The sequence below is a fragment of the Arthrobacter sp. BE255 genome, assembly GCF_031457335.1.
Taxonomy (GTDB): Bacteria; Actinomycetota; Actinomycetes; order Actinomycetales; family Micrococcaceae; genus Arthrobacter.
In genome coordinates this window covers 629,471-645,657 of the sequence record NZ_JAVDWK010000001.1, presented here as the reverse complement: position 1 = coordinate 645,657, position 16,187 = coordinate 629,471, and the positions used below count along the sequence as shown (strand labels likewise).

General features: G+C 65.4%; 11 protein-coding genes. 2 read left to right on the top strand and 9 right to left on the bottom strand.

Annotated features, from left to right (window positions below; all coding sequences use genetic code 11):
- Positions 1-128: 128 nt before the first annotated feature.
- The 9 genes from metG to J2X42_RS02945 all read right to left on the bottom strand — a co-directional run bounded on the left by metG (position 129) and on the right by J2X42_RS02945 (position 13,905).
- A complete protein-coding gene (gene metG / locus J2X42_RS02985) occupies positions 129-1,688 on the bottom strand; it encodes a methionine--tRNA ligase (RefSeq protein WP_310161977.1) in 1,560 nt (519 codons plus the stop codon).
- A gap of 33 nt (positions 1,689-1,721) precedes the next feature.
- A complete protein-coding gene (locus tag J2X42_RS02980; RefSeq protein WP_131131755.1) occupies positions 1,722-2,477 on the bottom strand; it encodes an ABC transporter ATP-binding protein in 756 nt (251 codons plus the stop codon).
- The gene (locus J2X42_RS02975; protein ID WP_310161974.1) at positions 2,474-5,269 is read right to left on the bottom strand and encodes an FtsX-like permease family protein; all 2,796 of its coding nucleotides are present in this window, start codon (positions 5,267-5,269) and stop codon (positions 2,474-2,476) included. Before J2X42_RS02975 ends, J2X42_RS02980 begins: the two co-directional genes overlap by 4 nt.
- A gap of 206 nt (positions 5,270-5,475) precedes the next feature.
- Positions 5,476-7,065 (bottom strand): phosphoglycerate dehydrogenase, encoded by a 1,590-nt coding sequence (serA, locus tag J2X42_RS02970; protein WP_310161973.1) that lies wholly within the window; start codon positions 7,063-7,065, stop codon positions 5,476-5,478.
- 126 nt (positions 7,066-7,191) lie between these two features.
- Positions 7,192-8,217, bottom strand: coding sequence for a ketol-acid reductoisomerase (gene ilvC / locus J2X42_RS02965; protein WP_131131752.1), 1,026 nt, complete (start codon positions 8,215-8,217; stop codon positions 7,192-7,194).
- 98 nt (positions 8,218-8,315) lie between these two features.
- Positions 8,316-8,828 carry an acetolactate synthase small subunit gene (gene ilvN, locus J2X42_RS02960; protein ID WP_028271611.1) on the bottom strand — a complete coding sequence of 171 codons (513 nt, stop codon included), beginning with the start codon at positions 8,826-8,828 and terminating at the stop codon, positions 8,316-8,318.
- A gap of 2 nt (positions 8,829-8,830) precedes the next feature.
- Positions 8,831-10,738 carry an acetolactate synthase large subunit gene (locus tag J2X42_RS02955; RefSeq protein WP_310161970.1) on the bottom strand — a complete coding sequence of 636 codons (1,908 nt, stop codon included), beginning with the start codon at positions 10,736-10,738 and terminating at the stop codon, positions 8,831-8,833.
- A gap of 377 nt (positions 10,739-11,115) precedes the next feature.
- On the bottom strand, positions 11,116-12,837 hold the full coding sequence (gene ilvD / locus J2X42_RS02950; protein ID WP_310161968.1) for a dihydroxy-acid dehydratase: 1,722 nt from the start codon (positions 12,835-12,837) through the stop codon (positions 11,116-11,118).
- Positions 12,838-12,978: 141 nt separating this feature from the next.
- The gene (locus J2X42_RS02945; RefSeq protein WP_310161966.1) at positions 12,979-13,905 is read right to left on the bottom strand and encodes a LysR family transcriptional regulator; all 927 of its coding nucleotides are present in this window, start codon (positions 13,903-13,905) and stop codon (positions 12,979-12,981) included.
- A 153-nt stretch (positions 13,906-14,058) separates the two neighbouring features.
- Here J2X42_RS02945 and J2X42_RS02940 point away from each other — a divergent pair, with 153 nt between their 5' ends.
- Together J2X42_RS02940 and J2X42_RS02935 are read left to right on the top strand one after the other, a co-directional pair.
- Positions 14,059-15,063 (top strand): hypothetical protein, encoded by a 1,005-nt coding sequence (locus J2X42_RS02940; protein ID WP_310161963.1) that lies wholly within the window; start codon positions 14,059-14,061, stop codon positions 15,061-15,063.
- A complete protein-coding gene (locus J2X42_RS02935; RefSeq protein ID WP_396134006.1) occupies positions 15,014-16,147 on the top strand; it encodes a PQQ-dependent sugar dehydrogenase in 1,134 nt (377 codons plus the stop codon). The genes J2X42_RS02940 and J2X42_RS02935 overlap by 50 nt, the downstream gene beginning before the upstream one ends.
- Positions 16,148-16,187: the final 40 nt, after the last annotated feature.

The following is a 16,187-nucleotide window of genomic DNA, read 5'->3' as shown; positions in this document are numbered from 1 at the left end:
AGGCTATGTGGCGGGGTACTTGTACGTCTCCAGTACTTGGTACGCGCATTCGCGAACGGGCACTACTTGTTTTGGCCGTGCCGGTACACATTCCGGGCCGGAGCAAGTGGTCCGGCCCGGAATGTACCCTACGCCTCGGCCGGTTCCTCGTACTTGGGGAAAACGGGTGCGGGCGCCGGCAGCGGCGTTCCCGCGGCGATCGGTGTGGTGAGCGCGGAGAACTGCCGGGACGCGCCGTCGGGCTGTCCCAAGGTGTCCAACAGCGCGGCCGTGGCCGTGGGCATCACGGGCTGGGCCAGGATGGCCACGATGCGCAGCACTTCCAGAGTCACGTACAGCACCGTGTTCATGCGTTCGACGTCGGTCTTCCGCAGCACCCAGGGGGCCTGCTCGGCGAAGTAGGCGTTGGTGTCCCCCAGGACACCCCAGATGGCTTCGAGGGCGCGGCTGAACTCCTGCTTTTCGAAGGCGGCCCTGGCGGCCTCATGCAGCCCGTTCGCCTGCTGAAGGATGGCGGTGTCCGCGGCGGTGAAGGCTCCGGGTACCGGCACTTTGCCTTCGCAGTTCTTGGCCACCATGGAAAGTGACCGCTGCGCCAGGTTTCCGAAGTTGTTGGCCAGGTCCGAGTTCATGCGGCCAACGATGGCTTCGTGGTTGTAGCTTCCGTCAGCGCCGAAGGGGACCTCGCGGAGGAAGAAGAACCGTACCTGGTCCAGGCCGTACTGCGCCACGAAGTCTGCAGGTGCCACCACGTTGCCGAGGGACTTGGACATCTTCACGCCGTTGTTGTGCAGGAAGCCGTGGATCATCACACGCTTGGGCAGTTCGAGGCCGGCGCTCATCAGGAACGCGGGCCAGTAGATCGCGTGGAACCGGGAGATGTCCTTGCCGATGACGTGGACGTCAGCGGGCCAGAACTTCCTGAACGATTCCGAGTCGACGTCCGGATAGCCGACGCCCGTCAGGTAGTTGGTCAGCGCATCAACCCACACGTACATCACGTGTTTGTCGTTGCCGGGGACGGGGACGCCCCAGTCAAACGTCGTGCGGCTGATGGACAGGTCCTCAAGGCCGCGCTTAACGAAGCTGATGACCTCGTTGAAACGGGACTGCGGTGCGCCGAATTCGGGCTGCGCCTCATACAGCGCCAGGAGCCGGTCCTGGTAGGCCGACAGCCGGAAGAAGTAGCTCTCCTCGGCTGTCCAGGTCACCTCGGTGTCTGTCTCTTTCGAGTAGCGCACGCCGTCGTCCTTGACCACGGTGTCGTCCTCGACGTAGAAGGCTTCGTCGCGGACGGAGTACCAGCCCTCGTATTTGGACAGGTAGATGTCGCCGTTGGCTTCCATCTTCTTCCAGATAGCCTGCGATGCGGCATAGTGGTCCTCATCCGTGGTGCGGATGAACCGGTCGTAGCTGATCCCCAGCGCGGCGTGCGCCGCCTTGTAGACCTCCGCGTTCCGGTCCACCAGCTCCTTCGGCGTGATGCCTTCCTTTTCGGCCGTCTGGGCGATCTTCATGCCGTGCTCGTCCGTCCCCGTCAGGAACATCACGTCATGGCCGTCCAGCCGCTTGAAGCGCGCCATGGCATCGGTGGCGATGTACTCGTAGGCATGGCCGATGTGGGGCACCCCGTTGGGGTACGTGATGGCCGTGGTGATGTAGAACGGGTTTTTCTCTGGAGCTGTCACGTTCGGACGGTACCTTTGGTGCGGAGGGACGGGCTAGATAAGTTCAGTCAGCGTATCGCTCAGGCGGACCAGTTCGTGGTCGTGTGAAGCGACCAGCACTGCGATTCCGTCATTGGTGGTGTCTTTGAGGATGCTGATGATGCGGTTGGCGGATGCCCTGTCGAGGCTGGCCGTCGGCTCGTCAACCACCAGGACACGGGTGCCCAGGATCAGTGCCCGGGCAATGGCCACCCGCTGGCGTTCGCCGCCGGAGAGCTGCGCGGGACGGTGCCGCATGCGGCGCCCCAGCCCCACGAGGTCCAGGAGGTCCTTGGCCATGTCGCGGCGCTGCTCCACCTCGCCGTCGGGAACGGCGGGCAGCAGGACGTTCTCCAGCGCGCTCATGCCGTCGATCAGCGCCCCGCCCTGGTCCACGTAGCCGATAAGGGCACGGCGGCGGTCGGCGATTTCGTCGTCGCCCATGCTTTCAAGGGAGTCGCCTTCCCAGAAGACACGGCCCGACGTCGGCAACGTCAGTCCCGCGCCCACGGTCAGGATGCTGGTCTTGCCGGAGCCGCTTCGGCCGGCGACGCAGTGCATCTCGCCGGCATGCAGCGTCAGGTCAAACCCCTCGACGACGCTTACCGCTTCGGCACCGCCCTTGCCGCCGCCGTAGCGGATGGTGATGTCGCTCAGTTCCAGCGGGGTGCCGTGGTCCGAGGCCTTGACGATGGTGTTGGCACGGGTCTGCAGGGGCGCCTCAACCGAGCCGGACCTCCGGCTCCGGTGAACATTCGTCTCGTTTGTCATTGGACCACTTTCGTTGCAATCGGTATCCAGCAAAGTACAGCCACGAGGCCGGCGACTCCGGCCCACAGGGCGGCATACGGGGCAAGGAGAAGCCCGATGCCCAGCGCGCCCAGGACGCCCAGCGGCAGGGCCACCGTGCCCACCAGCGCGTTTTCGAACAGTCGGACCTGGCGGAGCATGTCCGGGTTCCAGCCCATGGCCTCAAGGATGCCAAGGTACTGGCGTTTCGCATTGAGCTCAAAACGTCCGGTCACCAGCGTCAGCACGAGTCCCACGATCACGCCTGAAAGTGCCAGGAGGATGCTCGGGAACGCGACGCTGGCAGCGGCGAGCCCGCTGAGGGCGCTGGCGCCGGCGGCCCGCGGGATGTCGATCAGCAGTGCGATCAGCCCGCCAACGGCGGCCCCGAAGACACCCACTGCCACCGCCAGCGACAGGGTGTTGAACTTGTTTGTGCTGAGCTGCCGGTTGGCGAACGTCAGCGGGGAATCCACCGGGATCAGGCGCTCGTCATGCTGCGGTTCCTGGTCCACCTCGTCGCGGTGGCGCAGCTGCTGCGCCGCGAAGAAGGCCGCTGCCGCATACAGGACGAGGACCGACGCCGACACGATGACCGTCGTCAGGCTCCAGCTCACAATGCTCAGTGCGATTCCCGCCACGGCGAGCAGCGCCGCTCCCACCCCGAATTCCTCCAGCACCCAGCTTCGGATCCTCCGCTGGGTCCAGCCCATGGCGCGCAGGGTTCCGGCCTCGGTCTTGCGTTTTCGGATGTAGCTGACGGTCGAGGCCCCGGTCAGCAGAGCGGCGCCGCAGAGCGTCAGGAAGAGCAGGGTGACGTTGGTGCCGGTGAGGGACCCGGAAACGGCGTCGGCGGCGTTCTGCCGGACCCAGGACTGCTGGACAGTGCCCAGCGCGGATTCCTTGCCTGCGCCGTCCTTGGAGTAGCCGGGAACAAAGATGCTTGCGTCCTCGCGGGCCGATCCGGCGACGACGGTGGCTTCCAGGCCCATCTCACGGATTTCGCCGGCCAGCTTTTCGACGTCGGGCTGTGCCTGCTTCCAGCTTCCGGGCGCCTTGGCACGGACCCGGACGGCGTCAATGACAGAGGCGTTGTCCTTGTAGCCGCGGGCGGCAGCGAGGCCGTAGTAGTCGGTGATGGCACCGGCGGACTGGCTCGCCAGTCCGGTGGCACTCAGGGACGGCTCAAGCTGGGTGGCTGTGACTTCCTTGCCCTCGGCGTCCTTGGTCAACGTGAAGGGGGTGGGATCGTAGCCGCCCAGCGGGAGGCGGTTCACGTCGCCTGCGGCCTCGGCGACAGCGGACTGGTCAAAGGTTCCGTAGACCATGGCGAGCGGTGCGGCCAGCTTCTCACCGGTGTCCAGGTCTTCGCGGTAGGAGCGCTCGTCCACGGGTTCGCGCTGGGTCTGGTCCACCGGTCCGCCGGAAGGAGTCTTCTCGGGCAGCCGGTTGACTGTTACCCATTCCCCGGGCACAGCTGACTTTTCAACGGCGCCATTGGCAGCTGTGTCGCCGTCGGTGTATTTCGGGGCGGCCGCAAAGTCCGTGCTCCAGGTGGCCGGCGTGTAGAGCCCCTGGTTGAAATTGCCCTGGCTGCCAAGGAGCGACGAGTGGTCGGTTGAGCCGGGCCAGGACAGCGCGAAGGGATCCTTCGAAACGAACGGCAGGTAGTCCTTGTCCAGCGACCGCGAGGCGGTGCCGACTTCCTTGACCACCTTGCCGGAAGCGTCGATCTCTTCGATCTTGACGTTGTACTTCAGGTCCAGTGAGGTGCCGGAACGGACAATCAGCGGGATGGCCTGCGAGTCCGCGGTGAGCTGTCCGTTGCGCTTTGCCTGCTGGTACTGGGTCATCAGGGGCGCCCAGTATTTGAGCTTGACACCCAGGAAGTCGGGGCCTTCTGCCAGTTCTTTCATGCCGATGCCGTTGGTGAACAGGCTCTCGAAGTGCCGGCCGATTGCACCGGCGTTCCGGGCGTCCGCAGGCGGCGCCTTCTCCAGCGGGGCCAGGAAGTCACCTGCCGGGCCCAGCAGCGCGCGTTCCGCCACGGGGTCGACGGCGACGACGGACTCGGTCACTTCGGGCGACAACGGCAGCGAGACGGAAAGGTTAAACAGGTTGTGTTCGGAGCCACCGGCCGGGTCCGGGAACTTGATGCCGGTTTCGCCGGCGGGCGGAGCGATGCGGATGCTGCTTCCACCGGCGGCCTTCTCCTCCACCAGTTTGGCCTTGCCGAGGCTGCCTTCTGCGGTCGATTTGAAGAGGGTCTGCTCGGAGACGCCGTCGGAGCTCACTGCGCTGGCCGTGAGCCGGTACTTCTTCGCGGTGTCGCTGAGGACCGACTCGGCGGCCGGCCACTGGGCGGGGGCCGTGGCACCTGCTGCCTGGTCCGCCGTGGCGGTGCCAGCGAGGCCTGCGTTGTAGCCGAGGTAGTCCATGGCGTCGAGCCGTGGGGCTTCCAGGTTCTGGGTCACGCGCGAGACCAGGCTGATGGGAGCCGCCACCGACGTGCCGGTCAGGTCCCGGATGGATTCGAGCTGCTCAAAGCTGATACCGCCGCTGCCGCTGGCAATTTCCGGCTGCATCAGCGCGCCGGACCCTGCCTTGGCCTGGACCAGGACATCGTAGAGTCCGCGTGAATTTTCATCCACCGTCCGGTTGAGTGCTGCCTGCGACTGGCCTTGGACGAGGACCGACAAGCACATGGCTGCGATCAAGATGGCCGCGGTCAGCAGCAGCACTTTGCTTCTGATGAACCTCTGGACGGCGTTCATTGGGCTCCCTGAAACCTGGATTGCGTGCGCACACCATCATCCGCGTTTGACGGACGTGAGGGTTGGTTTCCTGCCTGGTGTGCAAAAAGTATTGGCCGGCCTGCCGACCCGGTCCTGAAACAGGACCTAGCCATTGTAAGCAGACCGGCCAATCATACGTGGCCGACGTTAAGTCGCGGTCACGCGTAGTTCACGATGCTGGGATGCTAGTCCTCAAGGTCCACTTCGCGGACCATTTCCGCGCCGATGCCTGCCTTGATTGCATCCAGGACCTGCTGCGGCACGGAACTGTCGATGGTCAGCAGGGCCAGGACCTGGCCACCCTCAGCCTGCCGGGCAACCTGCATGCCGGCAATGTTGATGTTGTTCATGCCCAGGATGTGTCCGATAGTGCCGATCACGCCGGGCCGGTCCGCGTAGGCCACAACCACGAGGTGCTCGCTGATGGGGATCTCGACGTCGTAGCCGTTGACGCCCACGAGCTTCTGGATCTGCTTCGGGCCCGTGAGCGTACCTGCCACGGAGATCTGGCTGCCGTCGCTCAAGGCACCCCGGATAGTCAGGACGTTCCGGTAGTCCTCCGCTTCCGCCGTCGTGATGAGGCGGACGTTGATGCCGCGCTGTTCGGCGATGACCGGGGCGTTGACGTAGGAGACCTGCTCGGTCACGACGTCGGCGAAGATGCCCTTCAGTGCGGCGAGTTCGAGGACCTTGACGTCCAGTGCGGCTATTTCGCCGGCCACCTCGACGTCGATCTGGGTCAGCGAGGCGTGCGTCAGGGCGGTGAAGATCCGGCCAAGCTTTTCGATCAGCGGGATGCCCGGGCGGACGTCGGGGGCAATCACACCGCCGGCGACGTTGACGGCGTCCGGAACAAGCTCGCCGGCCAGCGCGAGGCGCACTGACTTGGCAACCGAAACGCCGGCCTTCTCCTGGGCTTCATCCGTTGAGGCGCCCAGGTGCGGGGTTACGATCACGTTATCGAGCGTGAAGAACGGCAGGTCCGTGCTGGGTTCCTTGACGAAAACATCCACGGCTGCGCCGGCGATCTGGCGGTCCTGCAGGGCTGCGAACAGGGCTTCTTCATCGACGAGGCCGCCGCGGGCAACATTAATAACGTAGGCGGTGGACTTCATCTTCGTGAAGGCGTCTGCGCCGAGCATGCCGACGGTCTCAGGCGTCTTCGGCATGTGGATGGTGACAAAGTCGGACTGGCTCAGCAGTTCGTCCAGGCTGACCAGCCTGACGCCAAGCTGCGCGGCACGGGCCGAGGTGATGTAGGGGTCGTAGGCGAGGATCTCGGTGTCGAAGCCCTGCAGGCGGGCGGCGACCAGTGCGCCGATACGGCCGAGGCCGATGATGCCGATCTTCTTTTCGAAGAGTTCGATGCCGGTGTACTTGGAGCGCTTCCATTCACCGTTTTTCAGGGCAGAGCTTGCCTGCGGGATGTGCCGCGCCAGGCTGAGGATGTGGCCCACCGTGAGTTCTGCGGCGGAGACGATGTTCGAGGTGGGCGCGTTGACCACCATCACGCCTGCCTGCGTAGCGGCCTTGATGTCCACGTTGTCCAGGCCCACGCCGGCACGGGCGATGACCTTGAGGTTCTTCGCGGCGGCGATGGCTTCGGCGTCCACCTGGGTGGCGGAGCGGACCAGGATGGCGTCCACGTCCGCGATGGCCGAAAGCAGCTGGGACCGGTCGGCGCCATCCGTCTGGCGGATCTCGAAGTCCGGGCCCAGGGCCTCGATCGTGGCGGGCGAAAGTTCTTCGGCGAGCAGTACTACGGGTTTTGACACGGCTGATCCTCTGCGTTGCAGTCCTGGGGATAAATCAAGTCTAGGCTGACGGAAAGGCCGGGCTCACATTGTTAAGTGTGAACCCGGCCTCACTGGCGCACCGTGAAGGGCGCCTGGGGAGCAGCCTTAGCGGGCTGCGGAGCCCTCTACGTAGTCCTCGTCCTGCTGCTGCCAGGAGAACAATCCGCGCAGTTCACGGCCGACAGCTTCGATCGGGTGCTGTTCTGCCTTGGCACGCAGGGCCTTGAACTCAACGCCGCCGTTGTCCTGGTCCTCGATGAAGCGCTTGGCGAAGGCACCGCTCTGGATGTCCGCGAGGACAGCCTGCATGTTTTCCTTGACCTCGGGGGTGATGACGCGCGGGCCGGAGACGTAGTCGCCGTACTCCGCGGTGTCGGAAACGCTCCAGCGCTGCTTGGCGATGCCGCCTTCCCACATGAGGTCAACGATGAGCTTGAGCTCGTGCAGGACCTCGAAGTAGGCGATCTGCGGCTGGTAGCCGGCTTCGGTCAGGGTTTCGAAGCCGTACTGGACCAGCTGGGAGACGCCGCCGCAGAGGACAGACTGCTCGCCGAACAGGTCGGTTTCGGTCTCTTCGGTGAAGGTGGTCTTGATGACGCCCGCACGGGTGCCGCCAATGGCCTTGGCGTAGGACTTCGCCAGGTCCCAGGCAGCGCCGGAAGCGTCCTGCTCGACGGCGATGATGTCGGGGATGCCACGGCCGGCTTCGAATTCGCGGCGCACGGTGTGGCCGGGAGCCTTCGGGGCGATCAGGATGACGTCGACGCCCTCGGGTGCCTCGATGTAGCCGAAGCGGATGTTGAAGCCGTGCGCGAAGGCCAGGGCCTTGCCCGGGGTCAGCTTGTCCTTGATGGAGTCGTTGAAGATCGAGCGCTGGTGCTGGTCCGGCGCCAGGATCATGATGACGTCGGCCCATTCGGCGGCGTCGGCCACGTTCTTGACGGTGAAGCCGGCGTCCTCGGCCTTGGCGATCGAGGAAGAGCCTTCCTTGAGGGCGATGGTAACTTCGACGCCGGAGTCGCGCAGGTTCAGCGCGTGGGCGTGGCCCTGGGAGCCATAGCCGACGATCGCAACCTTGCGACCCTGGATGATCGACAGGTCGGCGTCGTCGTCGTAGAACATTTCAGTCACTTTTGTAACTCCTCTTGAGTGGATTCTCGGGGTAATTAGTCTGGGTGTTGCGGTACTGCACGGGCATTGCGCTGCTGGTGGGGCGGTGCCCCGCGGTCCTAAGCGCTGCGCAAGGCCCTGTCACTCATGGAGCGGGATCCCCGTCCAACGGCCAGGGTGCCGGACTGCACAATTTCGCGGATGCCGAAGGGCTCCAGCACTGAGAGCAGTGCCGTGAGCTTTTCGGGGTGGCCGGTTGCTTCAATGACTACGGAGTCTGTGGAGACGTCAACCACTGAAGCTCGGAACAGGTCTGCAGCCTGGGTCACCTGCAGACGAGTCGCGGCATCCGCACGTACCTTGACCAGGATGTGGTCTCGCTGTACGGAAGATTCGGAGGTCAGCTCAACGATCTTGATCACGTTGACCAGTTTGTTGAGCTGCTTGGTGACCTGTTCAATGAGGTCACCGTCGGCGTCGACGACGACGGTCATCCGGGACATGCCCGGGACCTCCGTCGGGCCGACGGCCAGGGAGTTGATGTTAAAGGCGCGGCGGGCAAAGAGGCTCGCGACGCGGGTCAGTACACCGGGCTTGTCTTCAACCAGAACGGACAGTGTGTGGCGGGTCATGTTCAGTCCTCCTCTTCCCATTCCGGGGTCATGTTGCGGGCAACCTGGATCTGGTCGTTGCTCACGCCGGCGGGCACCATTGGCCACACCATGGAGTCGGGGCTCACTACGAAGTCGATGACCACGGGGCGGTCGTTGATCTCGAGGGCCTTCTGGATGGTGGCATCAATGTCCTCGTCACGTTCGCAGCGGAACGACGCACAGCCGTACGCCTCCCCCAGCTTGACGAAGTCCGGGATGCGGACGGTCTCGTGGCCGGTGTTCAGGTCGGTGTTGGAGTAGCGGCCCTCGTAGAAGAGGGTCTGCCATTGGCGCACCATGCCCAGCGAGGAGTTGTTGATGACGGCAACCTTGATGGGGATCTTGTTGATGGCGCAGGTGGCCAGTTCCTGGTTGGTCATCTGGAAGCAGCCGTCGCCGTCGATGGCCCAGACCACGCGGTCCGGTTCGCCGACTTTGGCGCCCATGGCAGCCGGAACCGCGTAGCCCATGGTTCCGGCACCGCCGGAGTTGAGCCAGGCGTGCGGACGTTCGTACTTGATGAACTGCGCTGCCCACATCTGGTGCTGGCCCACGCCGGCGACGTAGATGCCTTCGGGACCGGTGAGCGCGCCGATGCGTTCGATGACGCGCTGCGGGGCCGAGAGTCCGTCCTCCGGTTCGGTCCAGCCCAGCGGGTAGGTTTCCTTGAGGTTGTTAAGGAAAGCCCACCACGTGGTCAGGTCCGGGGTGCCGGCGGCTTCGAACTGTGAACGTACCGCCTCGGTGAGCTCGGGGATGATTTCCTTGACGGATCCCACGATCGGCACATCCGCTGTGCGGTTCTTGGAGATTTCGGCGGGATCAATATCCGCGTGGATCACCTTGGCGTGCGGCGCGAAGGACTTCAGGATGCCCGTCACGCGGTCATCGAAGCGTGCTCCGAGGGTGATGAGCAGATCGGACTGCTGCAGCGCCGTGACCGCGGACACCGTGCCGTGCATGCCGGGCATGCCCACGTGCTGCGGGTGGGAATCCGGGAACACACCGCGCGCCATCAGGGTGGTGACGACGGGCGCGCCTGTCAGCTCCGCCAGCTCGCGGAGTTCCGCGGAGGCATGCGCCTTGACCACACCGCCGCCGACATAGAGCACCGGCTTGGTGGCCGCGGCGATGAGCTTGGCTGCTTCGCGGACCTGCTTGTTGTGGCCGCGCGTCACCGGGCGGTAGCCGGGGAGGTCGATCTTCGGCGGCCAGGAGAAAGTCATCTGCCCCTGCTGGGCGTCCTTGGCAACGTCCACGAGGACAGGGCCGGGACGGCCGGACGAGGCCAGGTGGAACGCCTCCGCCATCACGTGCGGGATGTCGTTGGGGTCGGTCACCAGGAACGAGTGCTTGGTGATCGGCATGGTGATGCCAACAATGTCGGCTTCCTGGAATGCGTCGGTGCCGATCACACCGCTGGACACCTGGCCGGTGATGGCCACCAACGGCACGGAGTCCATGTGGGCATCCATGATGGCGGTAACGAGGTTGGTGGCACCCGGGCCGGAGGTGGCGATACAAACGCCCACCCGGCCGGTGACCATGGCATAGCCTTGCGCGGCGTGGCCGGCTCCCTGTTCGTGACGGACCAGGACGTGATTCATCCTGGAGGCCATCAAGGGGTCATAGGTAGGCAGGATCGCGCCACCGGGCAAACCAAAAATATCGTCCACGCCGAGTTCTTCGAGCGAGCGGACAATAGCTTGCGAGCCGGTCATCACCGTTGGGGGTACAACGTTGTTCGGCCCAAGGACAGGAGAGACAGCAGCAAGATCAGCGACGACACCGGCGTGGTCAGCCGTTCGGTCGGCGCGTTCCGGAGCCTTGGGGGCTCCAGCGGACTTAGTAGCCATCAGCGAGGGGCTGATCGGCGATCCTTTGCTCATCGGACTCTTCCTTGTGGATCATCTGTATTTTTGGAAACTGCGGGAAATAAAAAAACCCCTCAGCCTGGTGGCTCTTTGAGGGGTTTGCGCGTGACGGTTCGTTACCAGTCGGGCTATTGAGCCACGCGCCTGGTAAGGACGACGACGGCGCCGGCGGTAACGAATGAGATCATGCGTTCAGTTTTCCCTCTGCGTGAGATGCATGTCAACGACGGCGGCGCGCATCTCACAGTGTGGACCCCCTTGTCCACGAAACAAGCAGTGCCTGCGGCTTTGCCCTGAGCCCGACCGCACAAGGCGGCAAGGCTTAATAAGGGTAGCGCCGAGGGCCCCGGATCGTTTGGCGCTCAGCGCCAAACGATCCGGGTAGGCGCTGCCTACCCGCAGTATGCGCCGGTTGACGCGCTGTGCACCAGCTTGGCGTACTTGGCGAGCACACCCTTGGTGAATTTGGCCGGGAGCGGCTCCCAGCCGACCTTGCGGGATTCGAGCTCTGCTTCGTCAACGAGCAGGTCGAAGGAGCGGGCGGCGATGTCCACGCGGATCCGGTCGCCGTCCTTGACGAAGGCGATGGGGCCGCCGTCGACAGCTTCCGGCGCAACGTGGCCGATGCACAGGCCGGTGGTTCCGCCGGAGAAGCGGCCGTCGGTCAGCAGGAGCACGTCCTTGCCGAGGCCGGCACCCTTGATGGCGCCGGTGATGGCGAGCATCTCGCGCATGCCCGGGCCGCCCTTGGGTCCTTCGTAGCGGATGACCACAACGTCGCCCTTGTTGATCTGTCCGTTGTCCAGTGCGTCCAGGGCGCCCTGTTCACGCTCGAACACCCGTGCGGTGCCTTCGAAGACATCGGCGTCGAAGCCGGCGCTCTTGACGACGGCGCCTTCCGGGGCCATTGAACCGTGCAGGATGGTGATGCCGCCGGTCTTGTGGATCGGATTGTCCAGGGCGCGCAGGATCTTGCCGTCGAGGTCCGGCGGGTTGATGGACGCCAGGTTCTCGGCAAGGGTCTTGCCGGTAACGGTGAGGCAGTCACCGTGCAGCAGGCCGGCGTCGAGCAGTGCCTTCATGATGACCGGCACGCCGCCGATCTTGTCGACGTCCGTCATGACGTAGCGGCCGAACGGCTTCAGGTCACCGAGGTGCGGGATCTTGTCGCCGATGCGGTTGAAGTCGTCCAGGGTCAGCTCAACCTCGGCTTCGCGGGCGATGGCCAGCAGGTGCAGCACGGCGTTGGTGGAGCCGCCAAAGGCCATGGTCACGGCGATGGCGTTCTCGAAGGCCTTCTTGGTCATGATGTCCCGGGCAGTGATGCCGAGGCGCAGGAGGTTGACCACTGCTTCGCCGGACTTGCGGGCGAACTCATCACGACGGCGGTCTGCCGAGGGCGGAGCGGCGGAGCCCGGCAGGGACATGCCCAGGGCCTCGCCGATGCAGGCCATGGTGTTGGCCGTGTACATGCCGCCGCAGGCGCCTTCGCCCGGGCAGATGGCCTTTTCGATGCGCTCGAGGTCGCCGAGGCTCATCTTGCCTGCGGCACAGGCGCCGACGGCTTCGAAGGCGTCGATGAGGGTGACTTCCTTTTCGGAGCCGTCCTCGAGCTTGACCCAGCCGGGCATGATGGAGCCGGCGTAGAGGAAGACGCTGGCAAGGTCCAGGCGTGCGGCAGCCATGAGCATGCCCGGGAGGGACTTGTCACAGCCGGCCAGCAGGACAGAGCCGTCGATGCGCTCGGCCTGCATGACGGTTTCCACGGAGTCGGCGATGACTTCGCGGGACACCAGGGAGAAGTGCATCCCTTCGTGGCCCATGGAGATGCCGTCCGAGACGGAGATGGTTCCGAACTGCATGGGGAATCCGCCGCCTGCGTGGACGCCTTCCTTGGCGCCCTGGGCGAGCCGGTTCAGGGAAAGGTTGCAGGGAGTGATTTCGTTCCAGGAGCTCGCGACGCCGATCTGCGGCTTGGCGAAGTCGTCGTCGCCCATGCCGACTGCGCGGAACATGCCGCGCGCGGGGGCGGCGTGGATGCCGTCGGTGACTACCCGGCTGCGGGGCTTGATGTCAGGCTTGTTTTCGGTTGCGATCTGGGTGTCCTCACTCATGCGTCAAAGTCTATGACTCAGATGAGGGGGCCAACGACACTGACGGGTCCGTGAAGCCCAAATCCGTGAATATTTCGATCAAATAGTGGACTCTCGTCTCATATATTGAGATCACCACTCGCCGCAACGGCGAAAAACGTGTCAGAAATCACCGGGACCCCGCCCGGCCGCAACCGACTCCGCCTCCTGCCGGAGCATCTCCAGCACCTTCCGGATGGTGGTCCGGGCCGCAACGTCGGGCCGGGCCAGGGCCACGATGCTGCGGCGGGCGGTCACGCCCACCAGGGGCCTGAGCACAAACCCGCGGCCCTGGTTGGCCGCAGCGGTGTACCGGGGCAGCAGAGCGAGGCCGTGTCCGGCGCTGACCAGTGCCTCCAGCACCCTCAGGTCCGGGAACAGCTGCGCCCGGACCGCCGTGGAGCCGGCCTGTTTCTCGATCTGCCGCAATACGGCGTCGAACGGAAAGCCTTCCGGAACCCCCATCCACGGGTAGCCCACCACGTCCCGGGCGGTCAGCCGGGATTTCGACGCCAACGCATGGCCTGCCTGCATCGCAACATCGAGCGGCTCGTTGAGCAGGGGGACCACGACCAGTCCGGGGGAGGCGAACACCTCCGGGCCATCCACGCTGTGGGCCAGGACAATGTCGTAGTCCGCCGCAAGGCCGGCGAACCCGGCCACACCCGGGTCCTCGAAGTGGGCTTCAAGGTGCAGGCCGTCGACGGCCCCGACCCGGTGCAGGAGTCCCGGCAGGAACATCTCCGCCGCACTGGGGAAGAAGGCGGCCCGCACATGGGCCTGCCAGCCGTGCCGGTAGGTGTCGATGGTCGCCTCTGCACGGGCCATTGCCGTTGACACATCCGCAGCAGCAGAAGCCATCGCCAGGCCGGCTTCGGTGAGGCGGACGCCCCGGCCGGCCTTCTCGATGAGGACAACCCCAAGCTCGTCCTGAAGCGTTTTGAGCTGCTGGGACACAGCCGACGGCGTGACGTGCATGGCTTCGGCAGTGGCACCCACCGTGCCCCGGTCGGCAAGTTCGCGCAGAATCCGCAGCCGCTTGAAGTCCATGTAGAGAGGCTACTGGACGGCCCCGGCGTTGTTCGGGCCTTCTTCAGGGTCCGCGGGGCACCCGGACCTATCGCTGGGACCTAGACAGCCCCGTTTGCCCCGACGTACCGTCAGGGAACGGCAACCCTGCCATCCGGACTGAAGGGCCCTGATATGGATTTTGTCTTCTGGATCATTCTCATCGTGCTGATTGTCGGTGTTGTCTGGTGGCTGCTGAACCGCAGCAATTCCAGCAAGGCCACCGGCGACGACGGCAGGACCGGGGCCGCTCCGTCGGAAGGAATCCGGGCGGACGGCGCCCTGTCAGGCGGGAGTGCGGCCGCTTCCGCCGCGGCAGCGGGCACCACCGGGATCGCCACGGCAGCAGGCTTCGGACGGCCGTCGGAACCGGCTCCCCCCACGACCGCCGATGACGACATTTCCGAGCCGGCGGTTCCATCAGATGCCGGACAGGTTGCGGAACGGGATTCGGCCGTGCCTGAGCGGACGGAAGCAGAACCTGCACTTTCATCGGCTCCGGCCCCGGTTCCGGCGGAGCCAACGGAAGCACCGGCACCACCCGCCCCGGCGGAGCCAATGGCAGCCCGGGAATTGCCGCCTGCCGGAAACGACGGCGCAGCAGCGCCTGCTGCCGGCCCGGCTCCGGACAACGGGGTCGAGTGGGAGACACAGTGGTCAGAGGCCGGCGGATCGCCCGCTGCCCATACAGCCGCCGCAACCGGGGCCTCTGCAGCAGGAACCGGCACAGCGGGTACTGCTGACGCAGCCTCCACCGCGGCCGCTCCGGTCCATCATCCCGAGTACACCGGGCCACACTCCCCCACCCTGCCCGGGGCTGAATCAGCCGCCGCCGAGGCGGGAAGTGACGAGCCCTCCACCGCTGAGCCCGTCGAGCCCACGGCGGTGGACTCCCAGCCGGTTCCCGAACCTGCAGGCCATCTGGCGGCGGACCGCCCGTACGGCGACGGGTCGGCATCGCCGTCTGCGGACGGGAGCGGTCCTGCCGACTACACGGTGAAGGGTGACGCCGGCTCCATGGTCTACTACGAAGAGGGGCATCCGGAGTATGAGCAGACCCGTGCGGGAGTCTGGTTTGAATCACCGGCCCATGCCGAAGCAGCCGGTTTCCGGGCCCCCCGGCGGACCCGGCTCCAATAGCTTCCGGCTCCGGCACACCGCCGCGGCCTGGACTGCCGCCTTTTCCCTGATCCTTACGGGATGCACGGGCGACGGCGCCGGGCCCCCTTCCGGTGGCAGCACGAGTATGGGTTCGGGCACCACCGGAACGCCTGCCTTGGTGGAACGGCTGGACCTCGGACTTCAGATTCCGTGGGCCGCCGTGTTCCTGCCGGATGGAACCGCGGTCATCTCCGAGCGTGACTCCGGGTTGCTCAAGGCAGTCCGCGGTGGCCGGTCCGCCACCATCGGAGAGCTCCCCGGAGTGGTTCCTGCCGGGGAGGGCGGGCTGCTCGGACTCGCGCTCTCCCCTGCTTTCGCTTCGGACAACTTGCTCTACTTCTATTTCACGGAGGAGCACGACAACCGGATCGCCCGGGCGGTCCTCACGGACGACGGTGACGGGACGTACACCATCGGCCCTCCGGACGTCATCTTCACGGGCATCCCGAAGGCATCCACGCATAACGGCGGCCGGATCCGCTTTGGACCCGACGGCATGCTCTACGTGGGGACGGGCGATTCACAGCGCCGGGAGCAGCCTCAGGACCCGAACGCACTGGGCGGGAAGATCCTGAGGCTGACACCGGAGGGCCACCCGGCGCCCGGTAACCCTTTCGGCAATGCCGTCTACAGCCTTGGCCACCGCAACGTCCAGGGCCTGGCCTGGGACAGTGCGGGCCGGCTGTGGGCGAGCGAGTTCGGGCCCGACGTCAACGACGAGCTCAACCTCATTCTTCCGGGCGCCAACTATGGTTGGCCCTCGGTCACCGGGGCGCCGCACCGGGAAGGGTTCCGGGATGCGAAGGCGGTCTGGCCGTCAACCGCTGAATCCTCTCCCAGCGGGCTGGAGATTGTTGGCTCTACCGCGTACCTGGGTGCACTCCGTGGCCAGAGATTATGGACGGTTCCCCTGGACGGTGAGGAAGCCGGAAATCCTGTGGCCTATTTCACACGCGAGTTCGGCCGGATCCGCGACGTCATCCGGGCGCCGGACGGCCGATTTTGGCTGCTGACAAACAACCAAAACCCTGATTCTGTGCTGATTTTGGCCCCTCAGGGCTGATGCGGCTTCCCGCCTTCTCCGCCGATTTCACATGGACCAA